The organism is Pseudomonas sp. ef1, assembly GCF_007293365.2.
GTDB lineage: Bacteria > Pseudomonadota > Gammaproteobacteria > Pseudomonadales > Pseudomonadaceae > Aquipseudomonas > Aquipseudomonas siliginis.
In genome coordinates, this window is record NZ_CM129815.1 from 4,931,680 (window position 1) to 4,952,963 (window position 21,284).

At 58.4% G+C, this 21,284-nt stretch carries 35 protein-coding genes; 1 reads left to right on the forward strand and 34 read right to left on the reverse strand.

Annotated features, from left to right (window positions below; genetic code table 11):
• Nucleotides 1–61: 61 nt before the first annotated feature.
• Entirely contained in the window at nucleotides 62–484 is a 423-nt protein-coding gene (locus FEE99_RS22325) for an Arc family DNA-binding protein (protein WP_143978955.1), read from the forward strand.
• 816 nt (nucleotides 485–1,300) lie between these two features.
• Here FEE99_RS22325 and FEE99_RS22330 read toward each other — a convergent pair.
• The 34 genes from FEE99_RS22330 to FEE99_RS22495 form a co-directional block, all read right to left on the reverse strand.
• Nucleotides 1,301–1,513, reverse strand: coding sequence for a hypothetical protein (locus tag FEE99_RS22330; RefSeq protein ID WP_042559967.1), 213 nt, complete (start codon nucleotides 1,511–1,513; stop codon nucleotides 1,301–1,303).
• Nucleotides 1,514–1,560: 47 nt separating this feature from the next.
• Nucleotides 1,561–2,076: a hypothetical protein gene (locus tag FEE99_RS22335; protein ID WP_052906174.1), complete on the reverse strand. Its 516-nt coding sequence runs from the start codon at nucleotides 2,074–2,076 to the stop codon at nucleotides 1,561–1,563.
• A gap of 48 nt (nucleotides 2,077–2,124) precedes the next feature.
• Entirely contained in the window at nucleotides 2,125–3,054 is a 930-nt protein-coding gene (locus FEE99_RS22340; RefSeq protein ID WP_143978957.1) for a phage tail tube protein, read from the reverse strand.
• A 69-nt stretch (nucleotides 3,055–3,123) separates the two neighbouring features.
• Nucleotides 3,124–3,810, reverse strand: a complete 687-nt coding sequence (locus FEE99_RS22345) for a phage tail tip fiber protein (RefSeq protein ID WP_143978958.1) — start codon at nucleotides 3,808–3,810, stop codon at nucleotides 3,124–3,126.
• Between the two features lie 18 nt (nucleotides 3,811–3,828).
• Nucleotides 3,829–4,224, reverse strand: coding sequence for a phage tail terminator-like protein (locus FEE99_RS22350; RefSeq protein ID WP_143978959.1), 396 nt, complete (start codon nucleotides 4,222–4,224; stop codon nucleotides 3,829–3,831).
• Nucleotides 4,221–4,493: a hypothetical protein gene (locus tag FEE99_RS22355; RefSeq protein ID WP_305965243.1), complete on the reverse strand. Its 273-nt coding sequence runs from the start codon at nucleotides 4,491–4,493 to the stop codon at nucleotides 4,221–4,223. Before FEE99_RS22355 ends, FEE99_RS22350 begins: the two co-directional genes overlap by 4 nt.
• A gap of 111 nt (nucleotides 4,494–4,604) precedes the next feature.
• Nucleotides 4,605–4,988 (reverse strand): hypothetical protein, encoded by a 384-nt coding sequence (locus FEE99_RS22360; RefSeq protein WP_042559972.1) that lies wholly within the window; start codon nucleotides 4,986–4,988, stop codon nucleotides 4,605–4,607.
• 2 nt (nucleotides 4,989–4,990) lie between these two features.
• Nucleotides 4,991–5,368: a hypothetical protein gene (locus FEE99_RS22365; RefSeq protein WP_042559973.1), complete on the reverse strand. Its 378-nt coding sequence runs from the start codon at nucleotides 5,366–5,368 to the stop codon at nucleotides 4,991–4,993.
• 3 nt (nucleotides 5,369–5,371) lie between these two features.
• Complete coding sequence (locus FEE99_RS22370) at nucleotides 5,372–5,638, reverse strand: hypothetical protein (protein ID WP_143978960.1); 267 nt, start codon at nucleotides 5,636–5,638, stop codon at nucleotides 5,372–5,374.
• Between the two features lie 49 nt (nucleotides 5,639–5,687).
• Nucleotides 5,688–6,656 (reverse strand): major capsid protein, encoded by a 969-nt coding sequence (locus FEE99_RS22375; protein WP_143978961.1) that lies wholly within the window; start codon nucleotides 6,654–6,656, stop codon nucleotides 5,688–5,690.
• Nucleotides 6,657–6,665: 9 nt separating this feature from the next.
• Nucleotides 6,666–7,412, reverse strand: a complete 747-nt coding sequence (locus FEE99_RS22380; RefSeq protein ID WP_042559975.1) for a DUF6651 domain-containing protein — start codon at nucleotides 7,410–7,412, stop codon at nucleotides 6,666–6,668.
• Nucleotides 7,413–7,534: 122 nt separating this feature from the next.
• The gene (locus tag FEE99_RS22385; protein WP_143978962.1) at nucleotides 7,535–8,593 is read right to left on the reverse strand and encodes a phage minor head protein; all 1,059 of its coding nucleotides are present in this window, start codon (nucleotides 8,591–8,593) and stop codon (nucleotides 7,535–7,537) included.
• A gap of 3 nt (nucleotides 8,594–8,596) precedes the next feature.
• Nucleotides 8,597–9,973 (reverse strand): DUF4055 domain-containing protein, encoded by a 1,377-nt coding sequence (locus FEE99_RS22390; protein WP_042559977.1) that lies wholly within the window; start codon nucleotides 9,971–9,973, stop codon nucleotides 8,597–8,599.
• Nucleotides 9,974–9,976: 3 nt separating this feature from the next.
• On the reverse strand, nucleotides 9,977–11,464 hold the full coding sequence (locus FEE99_RS22395) for a terminase (protein WP_143978963.1): 1,488 nt from the start codon (nucleotides 11,462–11,464) through the stop codon (nucleotides 9,977–9,979).
• 1 nt (nucleotide 11,465) lies between these two features.
• Entirely contained in the window at nucleotides 11,466–12,074 is a 609-nt protein-coding gene (locus FEE99_RS22400; protein WP_143978964.1) for a hypothetical protein, read from the reverse strand.
• An 8-nt stretch (nucleotides 12,075–12,082) separates the two neighbouring features.
• Nucleotides 12,083–12,514: a proteasome subunit beta gene (locus tag FEE99_RS22405; protein ID WP_143978965.1), complete on the reverse strand. Its 432-nt coding sequence runs from the start codon at nucleotides 12,512–12,514 to the stop codon at nucleotides 12,083–12,085.
• A gap of 269 nt (nucleotides 12,515–12,783) precedes the next feature.
• Nucleotides 12,784–12,966: a hypothetical protein gene (locus FEE99_RS22410; RefSeq protein ID WP_047297581.1), complete on the reverse strand. Its 183-nt coding sequence runs from the start codon at nucleotides 12,964–12,966 to the stop codon at nucleotides 12,784–12,786.
• Nucleotides 12,926–13,312, reverse strand: a complete 387-nt coding sequence (locus tag FEE99_RS22415) for a hypothetical protein (RefSeq protein WP_143978966.1) — start codon at nucleotides 13,310–13,312, stop codon at nucleotides 12,926–12,928. The genes FEE99_RS22410 and FEE99_RS22415 overlap by 41 nt, the downstream gene beginning before the upstream one ends.
• Nucleotides 13,309–13,632, reverse strand: a complete 324-nt coding sequence (locus FEE99_RS22420) for a phage holin, lambda family (RefSeq protein WP_122597479.1) — start codon at nucleotides 13,630–13,632, stop codon at nucleotides 13,309–13,311. Before FEE99_RS22420 ends, FEE99_RS22415 begins: the two co-directional genes overlap by 4 nt.
• 113 nt (nucleotides 13,633–13,745) lie before the next feature.
• Nucleotides 13,746–14,252 carry a hypothetical protein gene (locus FEE99_RS22425; RefSeq protein WP_143978967.1) on the reverse strand — a complete coding sequence of 169 codons (507 nt, stop codon included), beginning with the start codon at nucleotides 14,250–14,252 and terminating at the stop codon, nucleotides 13,746–13,748.
• 253 nt (nucleotides 14,253–14,505) lie between these two features.
• A complete protein-coding gene (locus tag FEE99_RS22430; RefSeq protein ID WP_178089428.1) occupies nucleotides 14,506–14,670 on the reverse strand; it encodes a hypothetical protein in 165 nt (54 codons plus the stop codon).
• Between the two features lie 150 nt (nucleotides 14,671–14,820).
• Nucleotides 14,821–15,501 carry a hypothetical protein gene (locus FEE99_RS22435; RefSeq protein WP_143978968.1) on the reverse strand — a complete coding sequence of 227 codons (681 nt, stop codon included), beginning with the start codon at nucleotides 15,499–15,501 and terminating at the stop codon, nucleotides 14,821–14,823.
• Nucleotides 15,498–16,100 carry a recombination protein NinG gene (locus FEE99_RS22440; protein ID WP_143978969.1) on the reverse strand — a complete coding sequence of 201 codons (603 nt, stop codon included), beginning with the start codon at nucleotides 16,098–16,100 and terminating at the stop codon, nucleotides 15,498–15,500. Before FEE99_RS22440 ends, FEE99_RS22435 begins: the two co-directional genes overlap by 4 nt.
• Complete coding sequence (locus FEE99_RS22445; protein WP_064361207.1) at nucleotides 16,100–16,498, reverse strand: recombination protein NinB; 399 nt, start codon at nucleotides 16,496–16,498, stop codon at nucleotides 16,100–16,102. Before FEE99_RS22445 ends, FEE99_RS22440 begins: the two co-directional genes overlap by 1 nt.
• Entirely contained in the window at nucleotides 16,495–16,722 is a 228-nt protein-coding gene (locus FEE99_RS22450; protein ID WP_064361119.1) for a hypothetical protein, read from the reverse strand. Before FEE99_RS22450 ends, FEE99_RS22445 begins: the two co-directional genes overlap by 4 nt.
• Nucleotides 16,719–17,117, reverse strand: a complete 399-nt coding sequence (locus tag FEE99_RS22455) for a hypothetical protein (RefSeq protein ID WP_064361118.1) — start codon at nucleotides 17,115–17,117, stop codon at nucleotides 16,719–16,721. Before FEE99_RS22455 ends, FEE99_RS22450 begins: the two co-directional genes overlap by 4 nt.
• Nucleotides 17,114–17,464: a hypothetical protein gene (locus FEE99_RS22460; protein WP_064361117.1), complete on the reverse strand. Its 351-nt coding sequence runs from the start codon at nucleotides 17,462–17,464 to the stop codon at nucleotides 17,114–17,116. Before FEE99_RS22460 ends, FEE99_RS22455 begins: the two co-directional genes overlap by 4 nt.
• Before the next feature lie 163 nt (nucleotides 17,465–17,627).
• Nucleotides 17,628–17,792 carry a hypothetical protein gene (locus FEE99_RS22465; RefSeq protein ID WP_156497534.1) on the reverse strand — a complete coding sequence of 55 codons (165 nt, stop codon included), beginning with the start codon at nucleotides 17,790–17,792 and terminating at the stop codon, nucleotides 17,628–17,630.
• Nucleotides 17,789–18,055 carry a hypothetical protein gene (locus FEE99_RS22470; protein WP_064361116.1) on the reverse strand — a complete coding sequence of 89 codons (267 nt, stop codon included), beginning with the start codon at nucleotides 18,053–18,055 and terminating at the stop codon, nucleotides 17,789–17,791. The genes FEE99_RS22465 and FEE99_RS22470 overlap by 4 nt, the downstream gene beginning before the upstream one ends.
• Complete coding sequence (locus FEE99_RS22475; protein ID WP_143978970.1) at nucleotides 18,055–18,861, reverse strand: ATP-binding protein; 807 nt, start codon at nucleotides 18,859–18,861, stop codon at nucleotides 18,055–18,057. The genes FEE99_RS22470 and FEE99_RS22475 overlap by 1 nt, the downstream gene beginning before the upstream one ends.
• Entirely contained in the window at nucleotides 18,851–19,633 is a 783-nt protein-coding gene (locus FEE99_RS22480) for a hypothetical protein (RefSeq protein ID WP_083352052.1), read from the reverse strand. The genes FEE99_RS22475 and FEE99_RS22480 overlap by 11 nt, the downstream gene beginning before the upstream one ends.
• The gene (locus FEE99_RS22485; RefSeq protein ID WP_143978971.1) at nucleotides 19,633–20,421 is read right to left on the reverse strand and encodes a Rha family transcriptional regulator; all 789 of its coding nucleotides are present in this window, start codon (nucleotides 20,419–20,421) and stop codon (nucleotides 19,633–19,635) included. Before FEE99_RS22485 ends, FEE99_RS22480 begins: the two co-directional genes overlap by 1 nt.
• Before the next feature lie 317 nt (nucleotides 20,422–20,738).
• Nucleotides 20,739–20,939 carry a hypothetical protein gene (locus FEE99_RS22490; RefSeq protein WP_039012569.1) on the reverse strand — a complete coding sequence of 67 codons (201 nt, stop codon included), beginning with the start codon at nucleotides 20,937–20,939 and terminating at the stop codon, nucleotides 20,739–20,741.
• 30 nt (nucleotides 20,940–20,969) lie between these two features.
• On the reverse strand, nucleotides 20,970–21,209 hold the full coding sequence (locus tag FEE99_RS22495; RefSeq protein ID WP_064361111.1) for a transcriptional regulator: 240 nt from the start codon (nucleotides 21,207–21,209) through the stop codon (nucleotides 20,970–20,972).
• Nucleotides 21,210–21,284: the final 75 nt, after the last annotated feature.

Genomic DNA, 21,284 nt, shown 5'->3' on the forward strand with positions numbered 1-21,284 from the left:
TCATCCTTTAGTGACTCCGTGTCACTATACAAGCGATTATTCGAAGTGACAAGATAGTGACATGGAAGAAATCTATAGATCCCAGTTTCGCCTGCCCTATGCCCTATATGAGCAACTGAAGGCATCCGCAGATAAGAACCGCCGCTCGGTGAATGCGGAGCTAGTCGCACGCCTTGAGGAAAGCCTTTGGTCTCAGCCAGACGAACCAAAGGACAAGCCTCAGTTCGAGACGGAGGTAGTGATCAGCCAAAGCAACGCGGACTCCGAAAAGTACGACGCAGCGTCAACGCCCATTAAGCGCGGCATCTCAAAAGAAAAGCTGCTGGCGTCACTGGATCAAGACAGCCCAGTCACCAAGAAGGACCTCAACGAAGTGGTGATGGAAGCCATGCTGGCGGTGATGAGCGCGTTGAAAGATGGCCCGCCGGGCTCTAACGAAACAGCCAAAGGACCAAAACCTAGGAAAAAATTTCCGAAGGAGTAGGCCTTCACGCTATGAAGGGTGTAGCGTTTCGCTACAGCCTTATAGTGCGCTCCTCAAGAACGCCCTATGTTGAACATAGGGTGTGCAACCATTGCGCACTCTCGGTTATCACCATGATGGTGATAACTGGCCCTCTTAAAGAGGGTCAGTTGTCCGGTAATGGTGATCATCACCACAACTACATCACTCACTGTGAGATAGTCCAAGGGCCTGCCCAATCGTCAGACCCTTTCCCATCTGCGCGACTACATGACTGATTGTCAGTTAGCTCAAGGGGTACTCACAATCTGAGTACCCTTCCCCGCCTGTACGAATCCCCAGTAACGCCCCGCCGATCACCGATAGTAGCCTCTCGCCTTCACGCAACGGATAACCCCAGTCCTTTGCCTGCAAGCCCAAGGACTGGGATAGCGCCAATCTCGGCGCGTTTATGACCTGGAGGTCGGTATGAGCAGCTTTGAGGGAGCCCTGATTAACCATAGGGGCGTCACGTTTGCAGTCGTTATCGTAAAGCACCACTACACGTCGTCATCTAGCGCAGCGCAGCCGGTCCGCGAATCGTTCCAGCCGCACTTTCCAGGAGAGCCCGTTGTTCTGGCGTCACAAGATTCGCGGGGAACCTTCCGGTATCACGGTCGGCAAGATCTGGCCAAACTCCTTGCAGGACTTCAGCCTTCGCAGATTCCGTGGCGCAAATACCACACGTAACTGAGACCATTTCGAACTCGACTCCCGCTGGTGTGAATGTGTTCATTTTTGCTCCTGCGGGATTTCCCGCTCTATGGTTAATCTTCATCACAAGCCGAGCACCCGAGATCACTTGGTCATTGAGCTTTCCTGCTGCTCTGCCCATCTTTTGCGGAAATCGTCATCAAGGGCGAATATCACTGCATCAAACTCTTCGCGGGAATATCGCTCACCGTAGGCTGCCAGGTAATCACTCAGATCCCGAACAGAGAGAGGTGCCGGAACACCGTTCATGCCGACATACTGCCGCCCCCGACTGATGACGTAGTAGGCTTCCAGCATATCGGTGGTTGGACCGTCCAGCTCTGGCGGCTCAGGGATGTAAACCCTCAGCTTTTCGTGGACTTCTCTTTTGCGCTCGTTTTCCGGGCCCGCCCACTCGGCTGCCCAGCGGTAGGCGGCAAGGGCTTTTCCACTGTTTCGGCCACCTGCTCCTTGTGACGTAGGGCGATGTCATTGGCAGCATTCAGGGCGAGGAAGTAAACCTCTGGCATCTGCTCGATCAAAACAACGCCGCGCTCCGGGGTATACGGCGCAGGTGCGTCTGGATCTTCTGCCTCTGCAACACCCTCCCAGTCGAGGATCAGGTGCTTGCATGCCAGCTCAACGAAAAGAATATCTGGATCTGGTATTTCAACCGATGACTTCTTGAGGATGTCGAACTCTTCAGTCCCTACGCCCATCTGGCGCGAGGCGAATTCAAGGTGTCGCTGAATCTGGCGGTAGTCGCTGGTGTAGCCTGGTCGAGCGGACGATCCGATCTGCAGGCGCAGGCCGGGGGCCGGCTCGATCCATCGCGTAGACACCGCATCGAGCGGATCTTTCTTTTTCAAAATAAAGGTCATTCTGTACCCCAGCAACGAGGCCCTTTCAGGCCTCTGCATTATTAGCGGTTAAGGCGTAACAGCAGGCACGCGAGTAATCGTTGGCGGGATGCGTCGGGCCGAAACAGCCAGCTCCACCTCAATGATGTCGGTCGCACCACCGTCCGGCCAACTGCCTACCGCTTCCATTTCTGGCAGCAGCACCGTGTAAGCACCGTCAGCATTCTCGAGCGTGAAGCTCATGGCTACCGATTCGCCGGTACGCTGTTTGCGGTACAGGGCGTAGGAAGCGGCAGACCAGGCCACGGTGACGCTACCGGAGGCGCTGAAGGTTGTCGGGATAATGCTGCCGGCGAACGCATCACCCGAGCCCAAGCAGCGCTGCGTCTGGACTGCATTATCGAAGGTCAGCGACATTGCGCTGATGCAGGTGCCGTTAGCTGCCGAGGCGGCCACACCATCCAGGGTCAATGCGGTGAAGTTCTTGAAGTTGAATCGAGGGCCGTCCGGCTCCGCAGCGGCAGCACTGAAGAAGCTGGTGCCATCGGCCTTGTCTTCCCAGTCAGTCGCCGAAAACGTGGTGTCAATGGTGACATCGTTGTCGGTGCCGAAGGTGAAGGCCATCGATGCCACTTGTGCGCCGCGAGCAACTGACGCAACGGTCACATCGCTCGCGTAGGAGGCGATCGAGTAGCTGATGCGCTGATTGCCCATGGTCAGTGAGTCAGCCGTCCAGCGCGCGCCGAAGCACGACTCCAGGAAATCATCGACTGCGCCGCCGTAGCGCCACTTCATACCGATCGCGCCAGCCACATCAACCGTGGTCGGCGTGGTGCCCTGACTCATTCGAGTCGAGCCAATTTCGTTGTTTTCTGCGGTGTTCTGGGTTGGGCCGATACCGAACGAGGTACGGATCAGCTCTTTCCAGCCAGTTGCGGGCGTGACGCCCTGGGTTACTTCTTCAACATAGGCCGTGGCGACCTTTGCTCCTGACGACATGGGTATGTCTCCTTTCTGCGGGCATAAAAAAACCCGCGCTTGGCGGGATTGGCTGGATCGAAGGGGAGTTTATTTCTTGCCGAACCCGACAGGTCCGCCGCCGCACATGCAATTGATGCTGAATCTGTCAGCGCTTACCAAAAACTGCGAACCGATACCCAGTCCGACACCGGCGGCAACGTATTGCCCCTGCTCATTGACCTGCATCTTCAAAGACCACTGCGGGGCGAGCTTGGCCTTGATCGTGGAATCCTTGATTGACGCCTCGCTCACGAAAACAACGCCATCAACTACCACGAAGGGCTCTGGCTTCTCTGGCTTTTCCAGATTGCCGATGCGGCAGCGAACTGCGCCATCGGTAGTGATAGTCAGGACGCCATTCACCATCGAGACTCGCGTACCGGAAGACTTAGCCTTCTCTGCACGGGCCAGCGCCTCCTCCGGGGCTTCCTGCCGAACATAGGTCAGCGTGGTGCGGTAGTCCGATCCGTCGCGGTCAAATGAGAAGTCCTCGGTCGTGAACTCTGCGCTTTCGCGGAACTCGACCGGGATCTTCGCCAGCTCAGTACCGATGAACGCGTAGCGCTCCATCGCATTGGCTGCAAGTTCGCAATCCGGCCATTGTCCGGCAGTTATCGTGACCAACTTGGGGCCGGATGGCTTGATGTCGTCGACAGCGGCGCCATTCAGCTCAAACGACCCGTCATCGCTATACTTCCAGCCGGAGACGCCCGGCACGTAATCTTTGCTTTGCATTGATGCTCTCCGACGGCCTCAGTAGGCCCTGTAGGGAATTTGCACGTTGACCTGATACCAACCGTTGCCGTCATCGCCAAGGGTTGCGGCCGAGGCAGCGAAACAGTCGAAACCGCTCTCGCTGAAGAATTCGAAGTGCTGCACCAGCGTATCGGCAGCCCGAGTGATGGCGAGCGTACCCTTGTAGCTGGGTACAAACAGTTGAATGATGATGATCCCGGTTCGCTGCACGCATGGCGACAGGCCGACTTCTGGCGTAGAGGACAGGCCAGGAACGTCGGCCAGCCTTGCCCAAATCGGCTTCCCGGACGGGTCGAATATCGCGTTGTTCGGGAAGTCGACACTCGCCGCCGGGATACCGGTCCATTGCGTCATGCGCGTGGTGACGATGTTTCGGATCTGCTCGAAGGTCATTGGTTGGCCCTCGCCACGCTGTTGAATGCCGCGCCGAACATGCCGACTGGCGCCTGTTTCGAGTGGCCGTCTTCCAGCCTCTCGATGTAGGGCAGGTTGTTCTGCAGGTAAACGACCGTGTACGGCTCCAGGCCGCTCAGCCGTGAGGCACCATTCATGATCGTGTTGCCGCCCGACTTGTCGTAGCTTTCCAGCACCTGGTAGACCGGAGCCCCGATACTCACGATGGTGTTTGCCCGTGCGCGCCCGGTATCAACCGGCATTCGCATGGTTATCTCGTTGAGCAGCTGGATAGCAATCGTCCTGATCTTCTTCGAAAGGTCTTGCTCGACAACCCCTATAAACAGGCTCGGCGGCACTCTCCATCCTCGGGCCATGGGTCACTTCCTCAGCTGTATCTGGTAGCTGGCTGACGCAGGATCAACCTGTACGCCCTTTACTAGGTAGCTGACGCTCTTGGTTCGGTCGGCCAAGTCAGGCGCCGCGATCGTGTGACCCTCGGCTGGCCGGTCGGTCACTTCGTTGGTCAGCGCGATCAGCTGCAGGTCGCCAGACAGGATGTTGATATTGTCGATGCGCCTGGTTTCGTACCTGGCCAGCACGCCGCGCCCGGTGTAGATCACGGGAACCGCCGTTGTCTCTTCGGTGACCGGGTCATAGACACCCAGGCCCTGATACGAGCCGATGAAAGCCGACACAGCATCGGCCAGCTTCCCGTCGAATGCCTTAGCCAGCTTGGTCTGAAGCTTGTCCTGTAGGCCCATGCTCAGCCCCTCACCATCGGGATGGAATTCGTGCCAGTGACCCAGGGATAGATCAGCGCTAAGGCGAAGCTCTCCCCAGAGGACAGCGCCACAGAGCCCTGAACGTAGGTTTCACTGACTGACGTGCCAGAGGTGGCTGACACCGTCTCGCTGATAGTCTCGCGCTCGACGGCCCTGTACAGACCGCCCGTAGAAGCGACCTTTGCAACTTGGGCGCCGGCCTGCTTGATCTGGGCCGGTACTTCGGCGGGAACATGACGCTTAATCTTGCTGGTCAGCCAGGCATTGGCCTGCATCACAGACAGAACCGGATCACCGGCACCCGCCCAGCCCGACCCCAGCAATGTGTCAACGTCTGCAACAGTGATGAAGTCGGTCATGGGTTATTCCTGGACGGCCTTGTCGAGCAGTCCAGCAAGAGACTGCTTGTTGGCCGTGGCTTCGAACTCAATGCCATTTTCGGTCAGCGCAGCTTTGATCTGGTCGACGTTCAAGCCTTTTGAAGGGCGGTCGACCTTTTTGATCGGCTCGGGATGTTCGTACTCATCCGGTGCGAACTTGGCGTCGATGATCTTGTAGCCCTTCTGGCGCAGCTCAGCCTTGCGCTCAGCGGTGACCGGGTGTTTCTCGTAAATGACTTTCTCGTCCATGGTGGACTCCTGACTGATGGATCAGGCGACCCGAAGGCCGCCGTCTCGATTACTGAGCGGCATCGCCGATGGTGATAACTCCAGCCGAGGCCTTGATGCTGTTCGCAACCAGATCCCAGTTGGTGCCAGTGGCCAGTTCGGCGCTGGTTGGCGACTTGCCGCCATTGGCTGTGTCCCAGGTGTAGCCCTTGAGGCCCATGCCGAAGGTGTAATCCGCCTGCATGGTGGTCTCGATGCGCTCCTTGCCGTTGGAGGTCTCGATGTTGGTGATCAGGTCAGAGCCATCCATCACCATCGCAGCGCCATCAGCCAGGCTCAGCACCTTTTGCTTGTTCGGGGTGCCCGCCTCGTACAGAGCTGCGGCGTCGGTAATGATCACCGCCTTACCCAGGATGTCGACCACCTGCACGCCGCTGAAGGTGAACAGCTTCTCGGCGTTAACCAGGTTCTTTCCGATCAGCTTGTGGTACATGGCGCCGGTCATTACCTGGGCAATGAGACGCTGCGAAGCATCACCGAACAGCGCATGGGCGTTGTTGATGGCGATGTAGTCCACGCCGGCAGTGGCCGACACGTCATTGGTGGCGGATGGCTGGTTGCCGATGGCTGCGACCAGGGCAGCGATGGCGGTGTTCAGCTGGTCCGACATGATGGCTTCGGACAGGTTGCGGCTGATCACTTCTAGGGCTTCTTCGGGGTTCTTCTGAACCCACGACAGCTGCGAAGGCTCCCACAGGATTGGGCCGAAGCCGCCTGCGATCTTCACCGAGTCGTACTGCTTCTGGGTCAGCGGGGTTGCCGCTTGAGTGCCGTTGGCTGCGTAACGGTCAACACGACGCTGGGCGCTGTGCAGGCCAGCCCAGAACGACTCTTGCAGGAAGTCGCCGTCGATGCCTTGAGTGGTCAGTCGGATGGAACCGGCAGAAGCGGCGTTGAACTTCTCAACGTCCTGAGCCAGGGTTTCGATGGTGGTTTTCTTGAGGTACTCATTGAATACCTTCATGTTCGACAGGGACATAGTTGCTCCTTAACTTGTTGCGGTCATGGCCTTAATGGCTGCTACGCGATCTGCTTTGCTGCCGCCAAAGTTGCCCTTGGCGCCGGGATTACCGCCGCCACCGCCCTGAGCGCCGCCGCCATTGGCATCGGAACTCTTCAGGATGTGGTCGCGGTGCGGGTACTGCGAGACGAGGGTTTCAAGCGACTCGTTGAAGTCGGCCAGCTCTCCCGGGCGGGAGCGACTGAAAATCTTCTGGCCTTGAGCGTCATAGGCGACGACCTTGCCTTCTTCGATTTTGAAATTGCTGCCGAAAGTGGCCTGAACCATGTCAGCCGGAACTGCCATCTTCTCGGCGATGAACTGCGAGCGGGCGAAGCTGCCACCGATTTTCTCGGCGTACAGTTGCTGCTCGAAGCCGCTTGCCTTGGCCGTCAGTTCGTCCAGTTGTAGCTGATAAGCCTTGCTGATCTCGCCCTTCACCTTCTCGATCTCTCCGGCATCCACCAGAGTTTTAGCGTCGAGATTTGCCACTGTAGCCAGAGCTTTTTTGGCCGCTGCTGGGTCGTCGATGCCTTCGAAGGCCTTCACGGTCTTCTCGGCAGTCTCGGCCCGCTGGCGATTGTCCTTGGCTTCAGCGTTCAGGCGAGTGATGGTGCTTCGAGTGCCAGGGGCATCAAACGCCACCTCCTTACCGTCGTCTTCGACATAAACCGGCTTGTCGTCCTGGATTTCAGCGTATTGCTTGCCATTCACTTCAACTGTTTTCAGCTTCATTTCGTCTCTCTAGGCCATCCGGCCAGTTGTCGGGCCATCCGGCCCAGTGCGCCCCGCTCATCCGAACAGACAGGCAATAAAAAACCCCGGCGTTTGCCAGGGCTGAATGATTTTGTTTGTGGTTACAGGCCGGCGCGATCAAAGGCCTCAGGCACCATCTTCCGAAGCTGATCCAGCGTGCGCGGCTTGAAGTTATTGCCGATCTGCAGGTCAGAGAACTGCTCAGGCGTCATCCCGCCATCGCGGAACAGCTTCGCCCGGGCCTTGCCGATGACCGTGTCCTGAAAGGCTGCTGGCTGCGTCTTGATCCACTCGTAGTAGCTGGTATCCGCCTGGACCTGGCCGTTCATGCTCGATCGGTCAGCCAGCGCACCCATTGACGGCGCATCCTTGAGGATCAGAATGAAGCCGGTCCGGCAGCGGATGTGAAAAGGTGGCCGAGGCCCCTCATCAATCGCGTACTCGCTTCCGTCTGCGGCTCGACAGTAAGCAGTCGTTCGGCCGTCCAGCGTGGCGATGATCTTCACGCCCTGCAGGATGTCGCTGTTCTGCTTTGCGAACTGATTGCGCGCTTGGCTGGCAACGTGCTGCACAGCCGTGCGAGTGACTGCATCGGCGTTGCGGCTTGTGATAGCGAGCATGCCGTCCGCGTACTTCATGTCCTTGGTGCCGCGCAGGGTGCGGATGATCTCGGAGCTGGTCTTGCCCTCGAACCACCCTTGCCGTATCGCACCGGTTACCCTAGATCGCTCGGCTTTGCTCCAGTCCTCGATGAAAGGTGTCAGCAGCTTCCCGCCATCAGCGCCCTTGATGCCGAGGGGCGACCTGAAGGCTGCTGTCTTGAGCGTTGCGAGCGCAGGGATGGTCGCGGTATAGCTCGGCACCGCAGCGCCGATCAAGACCGCCTCGGCAGTTGCTTGCCAGACTGCAATATCCATCAAATCCAGCTGCATCTGATCGGTGTATTGAGTGAGGATGCCGGCCAGCGCTCCATCCACCTGCTTGAGCATGGCATCGAGTCGAGCGCGCTTGAACTCAGTCAGCTCCGACTTTCCCAGCTGCTCGCGCAACGACCGGTCGATCTGCCGCAGGAACGGCGCGAACTTCTCGACCTCGCTGGACTTGAGACTTTCCAGCAGCACCGCGTTGCGGATCGTTTCGCTGATCTGATCGATGCCCATGGGTTAATCGTCCAGGCTCACGCCTTTGCTGGGTTGAGTTTGTATGCGGGCAAACTCCTTCGACCAGTCGAGCTCGTCACTGATTACGCCTCGACGCTGCATCTCGGAGTAGAGCGTTTCGTCGCTGAGCTTGCCGGAGTTGGCCATGCTGATCAGGTTTGGCAGAGAGACTTCAGGAGCGAAGTCGCTGTCGAAGTTGCCGCGCATCTCGACGTGGCCACCGTCGCCCAGTTCGCCGTAATCGGCCAGGATCTGGAGCAACTGAGCGATGCAGTCAGCGAACTGACCGGCCAAGCGAGCTAACGGGGACAATTCCTGCGCCGCTTCCTCGTTGGCCTGAGCCGCCGTCTTCACAGCCTGCTTATCCTTCTGGAGCAGCTTGGCACCAGCCATACGCATGTCATCGACCAGATCGTTCAGCGAGTCTCGCCCGGCAGTGATCGCGGCACCGGTATGCTCGACGTACTTGGCGTTGCCGTCCTTCGGCATGCGGGTTGCACTGGCCGAACTGATGGTCAGCTGGAATTCTTCGTTGTCGGTGAACACGAAAAGCAGCGGGACGCGGGCAACGTGCAGCAAGTTGTCCTGATCACTCTGTGACTGCCAGTGCTTGACGTTCAGGTGAGCCAGCTCAAGCAGTGGCGGCTTAGCCGTCATCGGCCCGGTGCGGCCCGTATAGAACGTCACCCAAGGGATGTATTTGAGGCTGGTTGAGCCTTGATCGAACAACTCCCATGCGCCACCACCATCAGGCTTGCGGTAAGTCTTCCAGACTCCAGGCTCCAGCACGCGGACTTGATCCACGCACTTGACGCCGAAGTCACCGTCAGCGACCTCAACCGACTCCATGTAGCGAACCTGCGCCAGTCTGCCGCCATCGAGACGCCAGCCGAGGACCTGCCCAGGCTTGATGATGACAGCGTAAGGGCGAACCCCAGCCGCTTGTTCCTCGGCTACGGTCTTGTACAGCTTGTTGCCTTCAGCGTCTCGGGTTGGCTGATGCTCAATCATCGCGTGACACAAGCCTTTGGCCAGCGCCTCGCGGAACCACTCGACCGACCACGAATTGAGGTCATTGCCGCCAAGGTCGATGTCGGCGGAAAGCAGCTTGATCGGCTCAGGAACGTCCTCACCCAACTGAAGAGGCTCAGCGAACACCCGTGAAGTGCTGCTGCTTACCGTCTCGGCATACGCGGGGAGAAGCGTGGACAGGGCCAGGCGCTCCTTGTAAGTGTCATCAGCCTCAGCCGGGTATTGCGGCAGGAGCTTGTTGCCGGCCTTGCGCATAGCCTGAGTTCCGCCCATCAGCGGATCAACAATGGCCCAGTGCTCGCGCATGCGCTCAACCGCCGGCAAGGCGATGCTTGGGTCATTACTCATGGGCTAGATTCTCAGGGATGTGGTGGTGGTTGGTGTCGGCTTGCGCTTGGTCATGGCGACAGCGAAGTAGCGCCAAGCATCAGCACCGTGCGACGTGCTGTCGTGCAGCGGTTTGTCTTTCCAGCAGCCATGCTTGTCGTCCCACTCCTTGCGGTATGCCTCAAGATGGGTGATGCCTTCGCTGCATTTGGATTCATCGAAAACGCAGCGCGGCAGGATCTCCCGAGCCGCTTCAATACCAGTATCTACGCCAGTCTTCGGGACAACCTGAAACTTCAGGGTGTATTTCACGCCGTCGATCTCGTAGCCCTCTTTGGCGATGTCCTTGCGACTCTTGGCATCACTGCCGAACTCACGGTTTTCGATGTCATGCGGCCCCCAGTGCTCGGAATAGGTGTAACCCTTATCCTTAAGCACCTTCATGTAATGCCTCAGGCCTTCGCCGGAATTCTCGTAGTAATCGATGACGTGATACTCGGTGCCGACCTGACGCACGAACCAGATGGCCGTGGAGTCGCCGACGCCGATGTCCCAGAAGGTCATCACTGGCAGGTGGCTGTTGTCTGGCAGCGTGCCGATGCGCTGAGCGGCATACAGCTTGGTGAACTGCTGGGCGTAGTAAGCGCCCTCGATCGACTGCTGGAAGGCTTCGGCCGGGATCGACGGGTATTCCCGCTTCATGTCGTCGCCGAGGGTCTTCTCCTTGGCGGCGTACCAGGAGCGCTGGCCGGGGTTGGTGTCAATGCCGTGCTTGGCGAACAGTTCGTTGAAGTAGTCGGTCAGCCGCTGCGGGATGATCGCTTCGGCCGGGTCGAGCCAGTAGGCCTTGTTCTTCCACCAGCTGAAGAAGAAGAACTTCCAATCCAGCTTGCCGAGCGGCGCGCCTGACAGAAGTTGCTTCTCCGCGCTCTGCGAGTACTCGAAGAAGTAGCCCGCCCGCCCCTCCGCCGTCGATTCAATCGTGACGAAGCAATCGGTGGCCACGGCCTCAAACGCGCCGGTGACGATCTCGCGCGCCTTGTGCGGAAACTTGGCGCAGATCTTCCCGAACTCGGATACGTGCAGGTAACGCAGCGTGCCGCCTCGGAACGAGGTGCTGACATAGAGCGAACCGCCCTTGCTGAATACCAGCTCACCGGCAGCATCGTTGCTCGCAGGGTTCGCGGCGCGAATCTCTTTCGGCAGGTTGTCGTAGGCGTACTTCACCTTCTCCCGGAACAGGCGCTTAGCGTCGTTCAGGGTATGGGCGATCAACGCGCACTTCGCCGACTCGAACAGAGCAGCGTCGAGCTGGATGATGCAGCACTCAGTAGTGAAGCCGAGCTGCCGAGCCTTCAGGATGATGTTGCGGGTGTGCATCCCATCGAAGTATTCAATCTGCTCGTCCGTCATCCGGAAGCGGGTTTTCTTCCCCTGCTTGTCGGTGATGAAGTAGAGATTGTTGAGCCTCCAACGCTTGTCCCGGAGCAGCTTCATGTGCTCGGGCTTCATGTCAGGCGTCCTTCGATAGATCGTCCATCAGCTTGGATAGCTCGTCGGCGTCTTTGCCGCCAGATTTTGTGTCGAGGTCGTAGGCTTGGCGCTCAAGCGAGATCAAGGTCTTCAGCGTCTCAGCCATTTCCTTCATCGTCTTGGAGCGACCGGGCAGATCGATGATCTTCTGATACAGATCGTTCCGCTTGTCCTGTCCGTTGTCGTCTTCGGAGCGCATCAGCTCTCCCAGCTCTTCGAACAGGTGTCGGTTGTCGGTTAAGCCTTCCAGTTCGTCCAGCAGCTTGTTGGTCAGTCGCCGGCCCCGCGAGATGTCGCCACGATGAGCCATGCGGATGTTCGCAATGACCTCAGCGTTGACCTCGATGATCTCCCTTTCGGTATCCGCCTGTTTGCTGGATACCTCAGTGGATACCGTGCGTTTGGATACCAGCGCATCAGCCTTGGCTTGGATCTTTGCCTTGAGGTTTCGCTCCCATCCATCACGCTTGGCGCGCTTGTTGATGGCGCCGTGGGTAATGCCTTGGGTTGATGCGATCTCGCGGATGGAAAGCAATCCAGCCCGGTAGGCTCGTTCGATCGCCTCCCAGTCGGGTTGCTTGGTTGTCATGGGGATCCTTATTTTTGCTTGATGGTCATCGTGCGGATGGTGCCGCCGGTGTAGATGTCTCGCTTCATGGCAGCACGAACCGCATCCACTGCGCTTGCACCCATGTCCATCGCTGCTAAGGCATAGGCGGAGCCACTGCCAATGGCGTCAGGGTTGGACGGGTCGAGATCCTGCTTCCAAACGCCTGTCTTATCGTCGTGGCCGACCATCATCAGCTTGCCGCCGTCGACTACATAGCCCGAGCACTCCACAGGTACACGTGAGGGGGTTCCGAAGTAGGCGGCAATCAAAGCCATCTCGTCGCATACCGCTCCAGCCAGGAAGAAACTTACGCCATCCACGGTCGCGCACTTCAAGCAATCATCTGAGACGATCGCGCCTGACCTGGTCTGCCGCGAGTCATAGGCAATAACGCCGTCTTTGTAGGCAATGGTGGTCATTCTCTCTCCAGTGTCGCGACACAATTTGCACTCTCTCGAAACGTGTCGCGACATTCAGCCGGCAGCCGCAATTGGGCGATGCTCGACGTGCGGGTATTGCACTCGGAAGGTCTTTACGCAATCGCACTTGTTGCAGCGATGCGGGTACTGGGGCGGGCTGGACAACAGCACATCGCCAGTCGGACGCATGAACCCTTCCCCACACGAATCGCAAACGTAGTCGACGCGGAACCACTCAACCGCGGTCTGGTGCTCTGCCATAAATTCTCCTACTTGCTCTGACTGCGCTTGATCTGCGCGTCCACCTGGTCTGCACAGGTGTCGAGCAGGTTGATGGCTTGGTTCTTCAGTTCCCACAGCTGGCCGTTGTCGGCGAGGTCTTCATCAGCAACCCGCTCACAAGGCACCAGCTCAGGGGGCTCGACTCTTACTGCCGCTGTCTTTGTTACCACTGGCGGCTTTACTGCGCAGGCCGTCAGGCAGAGGCTGAGCAGCCCAATCACGAACAGGCTTGCTGTTGCGCTTGAGTTCTTCAAAGTTCTTCTCCGCCTTTCTGGCTTTGGCCTGACTGGCCTGTAAGCGCTTGTTCAGGTCTTTCTGGTAGTCGGCGTTGCGCTGGACCTCGGCGCGAAGCGTGGTGATCGTGGCCTGGCTTTCGAGGTTGGCGTCGACCGCTTTCTTCTTCTCGCTGGCTTCGAATGCCACCTCCCCGCGAAGGGCGATGACGCGCGACTGCTGAATCCCAATGAGGAGCAGGCCGACCAAAGCAATGATGATTGCAGCAGCGAAGGCCTTCATGCGGCATCCGCCTTGCGACCGAGGAAGCGGGTCACCAGCTCGCGAATGGCTGTCACGCCGAGGAACCCAATAGTCCCTCCAGCAGCAACCGACAGACTGGGCGGCCAGGTCATCCACTCGATCACGCTGGACGCAACAAGGCTCAGCGATCCACAGATCAGCGATTCGAAAAGGATCCGACGCTTACTGGTTTCCTTCGCGTCGTACATCACGCGAAGCAACGATACGGTGATGGCCATGATTGCGCCCTGCCAGAGCGGATTGCTCAACGCCAGCCAGATCTTGGCCCAGGTGTCTGGCTTATCAGGCATGGTAGGCATCCGGGTTGCCTCCCCCATGGGGAGATTGATAAATCCGGCGTCCGCTGCACTCCCAGCTCGGAGCTATGGGTGTGGGGAGCCGAAAACGAAAGGCCCCGATCTTGGGGCCGAAATTAGTGAGCGTTTACTGGGTTGAGCGCAGCCAAGAGCAGCGCCTGCCCTTTGTGCAATTCAACATGCGCGAGGCTGGTCAGCTTTGAATCCGCGAACGAGTGCCGCTTAAGCAAGTCTTCCATTTCTTCGAGAGCAGCCTTCAGGCCTAGCGCCTTCTTGAGCACCTTCTCGTCGTGTTCGCCGCGAGCCTTCAGGACTGCGTCGCGAACCTGTTCGAACGGCAGGCCTTCGCCAGATGGATTGGCTTTTTTGCACATGAAATCGGATGGCGTGTACACAGCTCCGAACACATGGCCGTCACGGTAGTAGAACGGACTTTCGTAGCCGATCACGAACAGCGAAAACTCTTCACGCTGGTCGGTGTTCATCAGCTGCCCAGTAACCGTGGAGAACTCGTAGCCTGGTAACTCCGAAAGCCGAGCCAGACCCGATTTCAGTCGACCGAGATCGCCACCGACCACTGCATCAACTACACACTGAACCGCCTGCTTCTCTGCCTCGGACATTTTCCTGCTCCTCAAACGAAAAAGCCCCTGCAAATGCAGAGGCCCTGAATAGGTGCGCTCGTCTTTCCTAGCTGTCGGCCAAAGGCTTTCTCAACGTCGACGCCCCTTTGCATCGATCTCGCTGATCCAGTCTCGCACCACTCTGCAAGCATGTAAGGCAGAGTGCGGGGCTGCCGGTGTTGATTCCGTACGTCGCACTATCCGGCTATCGACGTCCAGGCCTTCCCGAAGGCTGTCCTGGCTACAGGTGTAACTACAGATTCTTTTTGTGGATGCGCCAACCCATGGCGACACCGGGGTGCAGATACTCGCCGGTGCGCGGGTTGCGCGAGAAGTCGGTCTCGCCAACTTGGCGTGCGACCGCTTCCCAAGCCTTTCTGGCGCGCTCCAGCAGATTGCTTTTGGCTTTCAGCTTCATGCGCAGCTCCAGAAGGTTGAATTCGAGGCAATAAAAAACCCGGCGCGGTGGCCGGGTTTCGTTCGTCAGTCCTACACACGCAGGAATGACAGGATGGGTGAATAATGCGACATGGCGACATGACATTGCAAGCCCTTTTGAGGGACTATTTTATGCCGCTTCGCCTTCCAGCACTCCGACTGCTTCAAGCATGTGTTGCGCCTCGACCAGAGCCTCGTTCACAAGTGACTCCAAGCCGTCCTTGATGGCCTTGTTCCACCGCTGGTAAGTGCGCTCTGTAAGTCCTTGGGAATCCCAGCTCGTCATGTCGTAGTTCGAGTCGGCCAGGACGATCATCTCACCGGGCTTGTCCTCTGCTACTGCGCGCGCATGCCTGTTGGCCCGGGCGACGTCAGCATCTGCTGCCGCGTTGCGCCAATCCCACTGCCCCTTTTCCTTGTTCTCCCGGTGTTTCGGCGCCTTGATCTGGGTTACCGCTCGCTGAATGCCCTTCACCTGCTGCGGTACCGCCCACACCAAGACAGCCTGCTGCGTGAAGCGCTGAGGTGCTGGGGTTTTCACCACGGCGACCAGCCGGCCGATGGAATCGATCTTGCGGCCACGGTGCGTGCTGTACTTCGCCACCAGGGCGTTCCAGTGCCGCTGGGAAAGCTGGGCGTGCAGGAGCTTGTGCACGATACAGTCAGCCAACAGCGCGGCATCCTTCCCGGATATCTCGCCCTTGAGCTTACTGGCCTGCACCCGGGGCTCGACGTTGCATCCGCCGGAACTGTTGATCGTCTCGGCAGCCAAGGCCCGGACTACTGCTGAAATCACGTTGTGGTAATTCATGCTGCCTGCCCCTTCTTCAGTTCGCGGGTCTTGGCCCGGTATTCGGCCTTGATGGTTTTGATTTCTTCGACGGTGTACTTGCGGGGCTCATGAGGCCCTTCCAGCCAAGTAACGGTTTCGGCGCCGATGCGCTGCACCAACCGGATGCGGTACTCGACCGCGTTGCCGGACAGATTGCGGTTGCACTTCACGCACTGGCGGTGGATGTTCAGCGGCTCAAAGCGCAGCTCCGGACAGGCGCCGACAGATCGGTAGTGGCCAGCGTCCCAGCGGCTGCCCGTCATCAAGTCGTTGTCGTTCGGCATCGAGTCGCAGCTGATGCAAGGCAGGTGCGCGTCACGCAGGCGGACGTATTCGTTCACTGCGGCCTGGGCCTCGCGCAGGTGATCCGCCCTGCTCTTCAGCTTCTCCTTCCGCACCTGAATCTCACGGCGATCGCGCTGGTTGATCGCCTTGCGGGCTTTCTCGGTGTTTGCCGGCGCGTGAGCCAGCGCGCATTTCGGGCTACACACCACCTGCGTGGTGTTGAACATCGGCGCGAATTTCTCGCCGCAGGCCTTGCAGGTTTTCTGCTTCACATCCTTGAGGGCAGTGCGCATCAATACCGCCCTCCCCACTTGTCCTGCTCAGTCCAGCGCACGTCATGCTCGGCGCCGAAGGCGTGCATCAGCTCGAACAGATCGCTGAACCACTTCTGGGATTGCTTGCGGGTCGAGACGGCCATCACCACGAAGCCACCGTCGAGGCCTGGCTCCGCGCGCTGCTTCTCCAGCGAGGCACTGAAAAGGCACTTCCAGTCTTCGCTGGTCAGCTTCTTGCCGTGCCATACCACTTGCTCGGATACGTCCTTGAGCATTGCCCACATCTTGCGGTTGCAGACGTCCGGTCGTTTCTCGTCCTTGATGACCACGATCTTCGGCTTGGTGAAGTCGGTTGCATGCAGAACGCCCATGAGACGGCTGATGTCGCGCTGGCTGCGGATTGCAAACTCGTTCATGACTGCACCCCTGTCTTTTTGCTGACCTTCCCATCTTCCTCAAGCTGCCGCATGGTCGCGCGCAGAGTCTTCAGGTCGTATATCCGGATCAGCGCTCGCAAATTCTTATTCGCGAGCGCGGCAAGTGCGCAACCGACCACAAAGAGCATTGCCGCGATCAGCAACACGCCGCCGACGATCATTGAGCCGTAACCGAGCCACAGAGCGATTGTGTCCAGTGTCATGGCTGCACCGCCTTGCTCATGGCTGTGTCGATTGCCAGATCAATGGATGGTTTGCCATCAGCCACATACAGATCGCCAGAAAGGATTCGCTCAAGCGCGCACGGGAGCTTTGTCTCGCCGAATTTTTCGCAAAGGAACCGATACCGCTCGGCGTCATGGCGATACGCTTCAATTGTCGTGTATTGCCTGTCGGCTTCTCTGGTGAGCGAATCAACCTCTGCCTTGAGCTGGTCACGCTCGATCTCCACGGACAGCATCAACCGAAAGCGAGCCTCCAAAAGCTCGGTGAGGTGGTCGTTGTGACCCTGCAAGTCCTTGGCATCACGCGCTTTGAGCGGATAGCCACTGCGCACCAGTTCGCGGATTTGTTGGATGTTTTCTGCCGAGAGATTCATTGCGCCACCTCGAATGCAGCACACGGGCCTTCATGACCGGACACGCGACTGCACTCCCAGCCCTCTGGCGGAACGTCACACATTGGGGCGACGTGCAGCCCCGCATCGCTGATAGCCATCGCCAGATCCTTGTTGTAAACGGTGAACCGCTTGCCTTTGGCGTCGACTACCCGCCATGCAGTTGCTGAAACGACACCGGCAGGAAGGCGCGCGGCCTGCCATGCAAGCCAGCAGTACTGAATCGTGGTGCTGTGGTACTCACCATCGGCAAATTTGCCCATGTGCTGGTTTGGGTATTCGCTCAGAACCCATGCCTCGTACTCTTCACGCATCTTCAAATCACTCATCGCCCCACTCCCCGCTCAATATGATTGCCACGACGTTGGCTGCCGTCAGTACGGACCAGTCGGTGATCTGCTCCTGAACTCATGAGCACCATGTCTTTTTGGTGACGTGTGACCTTGAATCCTTCGGCCTGTAGGGTTTGTACGGTGCTGCGTTGGAGTGGGGTCATTTGCAGAGCCTCCCCATCCAGATACACAGAGCTGTACCCAGCAAATTCCAAGCGACCAGTGCGTAACCAACGGCATCCTCTGCGAACACCGCAATCACCATTGCAGAGCCAAAACTGGCCAAGGCGAAGAAGAGATTTGAGGCTTTAAAAGCTAGGCTCATTCGTCGCCCTCCTGTTCTGCTGCAGCCTGCTCGGCGTCCACTTCCATCAGGATTTTCGAAAGGCCCATGGTGGTTGCCATAGCGGCCTCTTCGCTGACCTGGATCTTGGTGCAGGTCACGGCAGCGCCGTTCGATGCGTCGCGGCTGCACCACTCCAGCTGGTAGCCATCGTTTTCAGTGCGGGACACGGTGAAAGACCGGTCATCACCAATCGCAACAGTGGTGGTGTGAGTTACCTTTACGAACTTGAGGTGGTTGCTCATCAGAAGCCCTCCTTGCCGCGTTGCGATTCCCAGTCGAACGGGACCACGATCATTCCGCCCTCGCGCAAACGGTCGACGCAGCGGTCACCCATTGCGGCCGGCAACTGGCTGGCTTCGAGATTGGAGATCACCACAGTGGGACGCTCCTGCTCGTACCGGCCATTGATGATTGCGAACAGTGTCGTCAGCTCGAAGTCGCTCGGCTGCTCCTTGCTCACACCGACCTCGTCCAGCACCAGCAGATCGGGATCGATCAGGCTCGACAGAATCTCGGCCTCGCTGCGTTCGCTGTGCTTGTCGTACGTTGAGCGGATTGCCTGAAGGATTGCGCCGACAGTGCGGTACACGGCCGTGCGAGACGTGTTGTGCAGCAGCTCGTTGGCCATGCCTGCGCCGAGGTGCGTTTTCCCGGTACCGGGCTTGCCGATCAGAACCATGCAGCGACCGGTCTTCAGGATCTCGTCAAAGATCTGCACGTAGTGCTGGCAGAACCGGAGGGCTTTTCGCTGGCCTTCGTTCTCGGCCTGGTAGTTGCCCAGGGCGCGAGTAGCGAAACGCTTCGGGATCAGCGCATCGCCCAGCTTGCGAGCGAGGGACATGCGCAGCTCGATCGCCTTGTTGGCCTGCTCAGCGGCTTCGGACTTCTCGCGGGCAATACGGCTGCATTCGGGGCAGTTGCTTCTGAGCTCCCGGCCGAGCACGGCATAGACCTTCTGCTCGTACGCGCCGTGGGTTTCGCACTCGGCAGGCTGGATGCGAGTACCCGGCGGCAGTTCCGGGGTTGATTGGACTGGCTCAGAGCGCATAGCTGCCGTCCTCCCGCATTTTCAGTCCCGACGTGTAATCGCGATCGGCGAAGCCGGTGTGGCGGGATTGCGGGAACGGGTGCACGTTGCTGGCGACCTTGTCCGGGAAGATGCCGGTCCAGCCGTTGGAGATCGAGGTGGCGAGCACCTGATCCGGCGCGGCATGGCCCAGTAAGGCCTTGGCTTGCTGCTCACAGCTCTTAGCGGTCAGCGGCTTGCGGATTTCCTTGCGGTGCTGGCACCAGTCGGCCCACGCCTTTTCGGACACGTTCTCGGGCTTGGCTGTGAGGGGATCGAATTTGCCAGACTTCGCGGGTGCGCCAGCACCATGCTTTTGATCTTGCTCTTTCTTCTCTTCTCTTCTCTTCTCTTCTCTGGTCCGCGTTTTGTCCGCATCGCTTGCGGACACATTGCGGACAGAGTTGTTTTTGCGGTCGTTACGCTTGCGCTCGCTGTCGTTGGCTCGGCGCTTTGCACTGGCGCCGTTGTGCTCGTCAAAGCGAGGCATTACAAGGCTTCCATCGTCCTGCACGGACGCCCACTCCACTTCGATCATGGCCTGAGTGAAACCTGGCCAGCCCACCACGGCATCCATCGCATCGACACTGTAACCGTGCAGTACGCCGTCGTCGGAATGGGTGTCGAAGATGCTCCACGCAATGTGCAGTCCGCCAATGATCCGAAGTCTGTCCGCTTTCAATGCGGACACCATGCGGAAAACTTTCGGATGTGTCTGAAGGTCGATTCGCATTTTGATCCAGTCCCCGGCCATTACGCGGCCCTCAGTGCTTTGTCGTGGGTGAACAGCCCGTCCCAGGTCTTCTTCATTGGCAGCTCGCCGGCCAGGTACAGGTCGTACAGGCGCACGGCGCCCTTCTTGAGCAGGACTGGCGTGAAGGAAACGAACGGCTCTTTGCCGTGGGGAGTGACTTCGTGCTGATGCTCGGTCATGTACTTGTCGCGGGCGTAGGACGCCACACGGAAGCGCAGGCCGGATTTGCTCTCGTTGTAGAGCCAGTTCCGGCCCTCGAGGAATTTGCCCACCTGCATGACGTTGACCCCATTGAGGCCCTTGCAGAATTGAGTGTGGGTCATCCCTTCCTTGAACAGGTTCTCCATGGAGTGGATTTTCGAGGCCTGCGCTTCGACCTGGATGGTCAGCAGCAGACGCTGCTGCTCTGCCTCGAAGGCGAGCTGGATAAGATCCATGCGGGAGAGTTCGCGAGGCTGCGAGACCTTCGACTCAAGCTCCATCCAGCGGTCGATAATCCGGGCGCGCAGCGTGGCGTCGTAACCTGACACCAAAACGAGCGAGTCACGCTCATCTAAGAGGAATTCCGGATACCTCTGACCGTTCTGAGGATGGATGTAGGGGGTCTCCTCAGTTTTGAGGACACCCCCTGCAACCAAAAGACGTGCATCCCGCAGGACGTTGTCATGCGATTTACCAGTCAGTTCTGCAATCTCGCGAGAAGACATAACAGTACGCGACACGTTTTCAGAACTACCAAAACGTGTCGCGACATTCGAAGGGGTATTGATGTTTGTGAGGGTTTGCATATAATCGGTCCCACATAGATGTTTAAGAGAGCCAGGCCACGAACCTGGCTTTTTTTCGTCTCGGATTTGGCAGAGGCCCTCTGGGTTACCCCGAAGAGTCCCTGCTAGAGGCCCTCATTGGGGTCACCAGATGAAGCACCTGTGCTTTCCTTCGTCCCACTACCGATAGCGCGCCGCTGGCAACCGCAGCCTCGAACATTTCGTTCATGGCCTGGTTGAAGCTCCAGCCGTTGACGCGCATCAATTCCTCCACCCTCTTCCGCGTCTGCGGAGGCAGCCTTTCAAGCTCTACGGTCATTTGGCCCTCCAAAGGGGCTTCAGCCCGCGATATCTTCTTGTTTGTCCTGCATGAGTTCCTCGATCACGCCATTGGCCACTGCCCACTCGATGATTTCGTAGAGGTAGGTGGCGTGCTGCATACGGGTTTTGGTCGCGGCTTTACGCAGAATCCGATCAAGCACTGGTTCGAAACGAACCTTCACCGGAATGGCGCGCTTTTGATTGGGGTCCATGTACATGCTTCGATGCTCCTGGCTGATGAATTGGGTTTAAGCGGCAGATTGAGTTGGCTCGGAACTGCGTAGATATGCCCAGTCGATATCCGGGCGCATTTCCTCGCAGATCACCGAGCGGGAGGATTCGCGCTCAATGCTGATGGCGAGCGCAGCACCCGGACGCCGGTAGCCGTAGGCAACCTGCTTGAGCTGCCCGACAGTCGTGCCGCAGCTCGCTGCAAAGTTCTCAAGGGACTGCTTGTCAAATGGCTTTATGTAGTCGTGCAGATTCATGGGTGCGCCTCCGTATTGCCGTCAGATTAGCAACTGCTAATCCAGCATTCAATAGCAGAACGTAATTTACTGAGT

What these genes read in the sequence shown, in the direction of transcription:
- FEE99_RS22325 (WP_143978955.1), top strand. Translation starts at nt 62, where the DNA reads ATGGAAGAAATCTATAGATCCCAGTTTCGCCTGCCCTATGCCCTATAT.
- FEE99_RS22330 (WP_042559967.1), bottom strand. Translation starts at nt 1,513, where the DNA reads ATGCTGGAAGCCTACTACGTCATCAGTCGGGGGCGGCAGTATGTCGGC.
- FEE99_RS22335 (WP_052906174.1), bottom strand. Translation starts at nt 2,076, where the DNA reads ATGACCTTTATTTTGAAAAAGAAAGATCCGCTCGATGCGGTGTCTACG.
- FEE99_RS22340 (WP_143978957.1), bottom strand. Translation starts at nt 3,054, where the DNA reads ATGTCGTCAGGAGCAAAGGTCGCCACGGCCTATGTTGAAGAAGTAACC.
- FEE99_RS22345 (WP_143978958.1), bottom strand. Translation starts at nt 3,810, where the DNA reads ATGCAAAGCAAAGATTACGTGCCGGGCGTCTCCGGCTGGAAGTATAGC.
- FEE99_RS22350 (WP_143978959.1), bottom strand. Translation starts at nt 4,224, where the DNA reads ATGACCTTCGAGCAGATCCGAAACATCGTCACCACGCGCATGACGCAA.
- FEE99_RS22355 (WP_305965243.1), bottom strand. Translation starts at nt 4,493, where the DNA reads ATGCGAATGCCGGTTGATACCGGGCGCGCACGGGCAAACACCATCGTG.
- FEE99_RS22360 (WP_042559972.1), bottom strand. Translation starts at nt 4,988, where the DNA reads ATGGGCCTACAGGACAAGCTTCAGACCAAGCTGGCTAAGGCATTCGAC.
- FEE99_RS22365 (WP_042559973.1), bottom strand. Translation starts at nt 5,368, where the DNA reads ATGACCGACTTCATCACTGTTGCAGACGTTGACACATTGCTGGGGTCG.
- FEE99_RS22370 (WP_143978960.1), bottom strand. Translation starts at nt 5,638, where the DNA reads ATGGACGAGAAAGTCATTTACGAGAAACACCCGGTCACCGCTGAGCGC.
- FEE99_RS22375 (WP_143978961.1), bottom strand. Translation starts at nt 6,656, where the DNA reads ATGTCCCTGTCGAACATGAAGGTATTCAATGAGTACCTCAAGAAAACC.
- FEE99_RS22380 (WP_042559975.1), bottom strand. Translation starts at nt 7,412, where the DNA reads ATGAAGCTGAAAACAGTTGAAGTGAATGGCAAGCAATACGCTGAAATC.
- FEE99_RS22385 (WP_143978962.1), bottom strand. Translation starts at nt 8,593, where the DNA reads ATGGGCATCGATCAGATCAGCGAAACGATCCGCAACGCGGTGCTGCTG.
- FEE99_RS22390 (WP_042559977.1), bottom strand. Translation starts at nt 9,973, where the DNA reads ATGAGTAATGACCCAAGCATCGCCTTGCCGGCGGTTGAGCGCATGCGC.
- FEE99_RS22395 (WP_143978963.1), bottom strand. Translation starts at nt 11,464, where the DNA reads ATGAAGCCCGAGCACATGAAGCTGCTCCGGGACAAGCGTTGGAGGCTC.
- FEE99_RS22400 (WP_143978964.1), bottom strand. Translation starts at nt 12,074, where the DNA reads ATGACAACCAAGCAACCCGACTGGGAGGCGATCGAACGAGCCTACCGG.
- FEE99_RS22405 (WP_143978965.1), bottom strand. Translation starts at nt 12,514, where the DNA reads ATGACCACCATTGCCTACAAAGACGGCGTTATTGCCTATGACTCGCGG.
- FEE99_RS22415 (WP_143978966.1), bottom strand. Translation starts at nt 13,312, where the DNA reads ATGAAGGCCTTCGCTGCTGCAATCATCATTGCTTTGGTCGGCCTGCTC.
- FEE99_RS22420 (WP_122597479.1), bottom strand. Translation starts at nt 13,632, where the DNA reads ATGCCTACCATGCCTGATAAGCCAGACACCTGGGCCAAGATCTGGCTG.
- FEE99_RS22425 (WP_143978967.1), bottom strand. Translation starts at nt 14,252, where the DNA reads ATGTCCGAGGCAGAGAAGCAGGCGGTTCAGTGTGTAGTTGATGCAGTG.
- FEE99_RS22430 (WP_178089428.1), bottom strand. Translation starts at nt 14,670, where the DNA reads ATGAAGCTGAAAGCCAAAAGCAATCTGCTGGAGCGCGCCAGAAAGGCT.
- FEE99_RS22435 (WP_143978968.1), bottom strand. Translation starts at nt 15,501, where the DNA reads ATGAATTACCACAACGTGATTTCAGCAGTAGTCCGGGCCTTGGCTGCC.
- FEE99_RS22440 (WP_143978969.1), bottom strand. Translation starts at nt 16,100, where the DNA reads ATGCGCACTGCCCTCAAGGATGTGAAGCAGAAAACCTGCAAGGCCTGC.
- FEE99_RS22445 (WP_064361207.1), bottom strand. Translation starts at nt 16,498, where the DNA reads ATGAACGAGTTTGCAATCCGCAGCCAGCGCGACATCAGCCGTCTCATG.
- FEE99_RS22450 (WP_064361119.1), bottom strand. Translation starts at nt 16,722, where the DNA reads ATGACACTGGACACAATCGCTCTGTGGCTCGGTTACGGCTCAATGATC.
- FEE99_RS22455 (WP_064361118.1), bottom strand. Translation starts at nt 17,117, where the DNA reads ATGAATCTCTCGGCAGAAAACATCCAACAAATCCGCGAACTGGTGCGC.
- FEE99_RS22460 (WP_064361117.1), bottom strand. Translation starts at nt 17,464, where the DNA reads ATGAGTGATTTGAAGATGCGTGAAGAGTACGAGGCATGGGTTCTGAGC.
- FEE99_RS22465 (WP_156497534.1), bottom strand. Translation starts at nt 17,792, where the DNA reads ATGAGCCTAGCTTTTAAAGCCTCAAATCTCTTCTTCGCCTTGGCCAGT.
- FEE99_RS22470 (WP_064361116.1), bottom strand. Translation starts at nt 18,055, where the DNA reads ATGAGCAACCACCTCAAGTTCGTAAAGGTAACTCACACCACCACTGTT.
- FEE99_RS22475 (WP_143978970.1), bottom strand. Translation starts at nt 18,861, where the DNA reads ATGCGCTCTGAGCCAGTCCAATCAACCCCGGAACTGCCGCCGGGTACT.
- FEE99_RS22480 (WP_083352052.1), bottom strand. Translation starts at nt 19,633, where the DNA reads ATGGCCGGGGACTGGATCAAAATGCGAATCGACCTTCAGACACATCCG.
- FEE99_RS22485 (WP_143978971.1), bottom strand. Translation starts at nt 20,421, where the DNA reads ATGCAAACCCTCACAAACATCAATACCCCTTCGAATGTCGCGACACGT.
- FEE99_RS22490 (WP_039012569.1), bottom strand. Translation starts at nt 20,939, where the DNA reads ATGTACATGGACCCCAATCAAAAGCGCGCCATTCCGGTGAAGGTTCGT.
- FEE99_RS22495 (WP_064361111.1), bottom strand. Translation starts at nt 21,209, where the DNA reads ATGAATCTGCACGACTACATAAAGCCATTTGACAAGCAGTCCCTTGAG.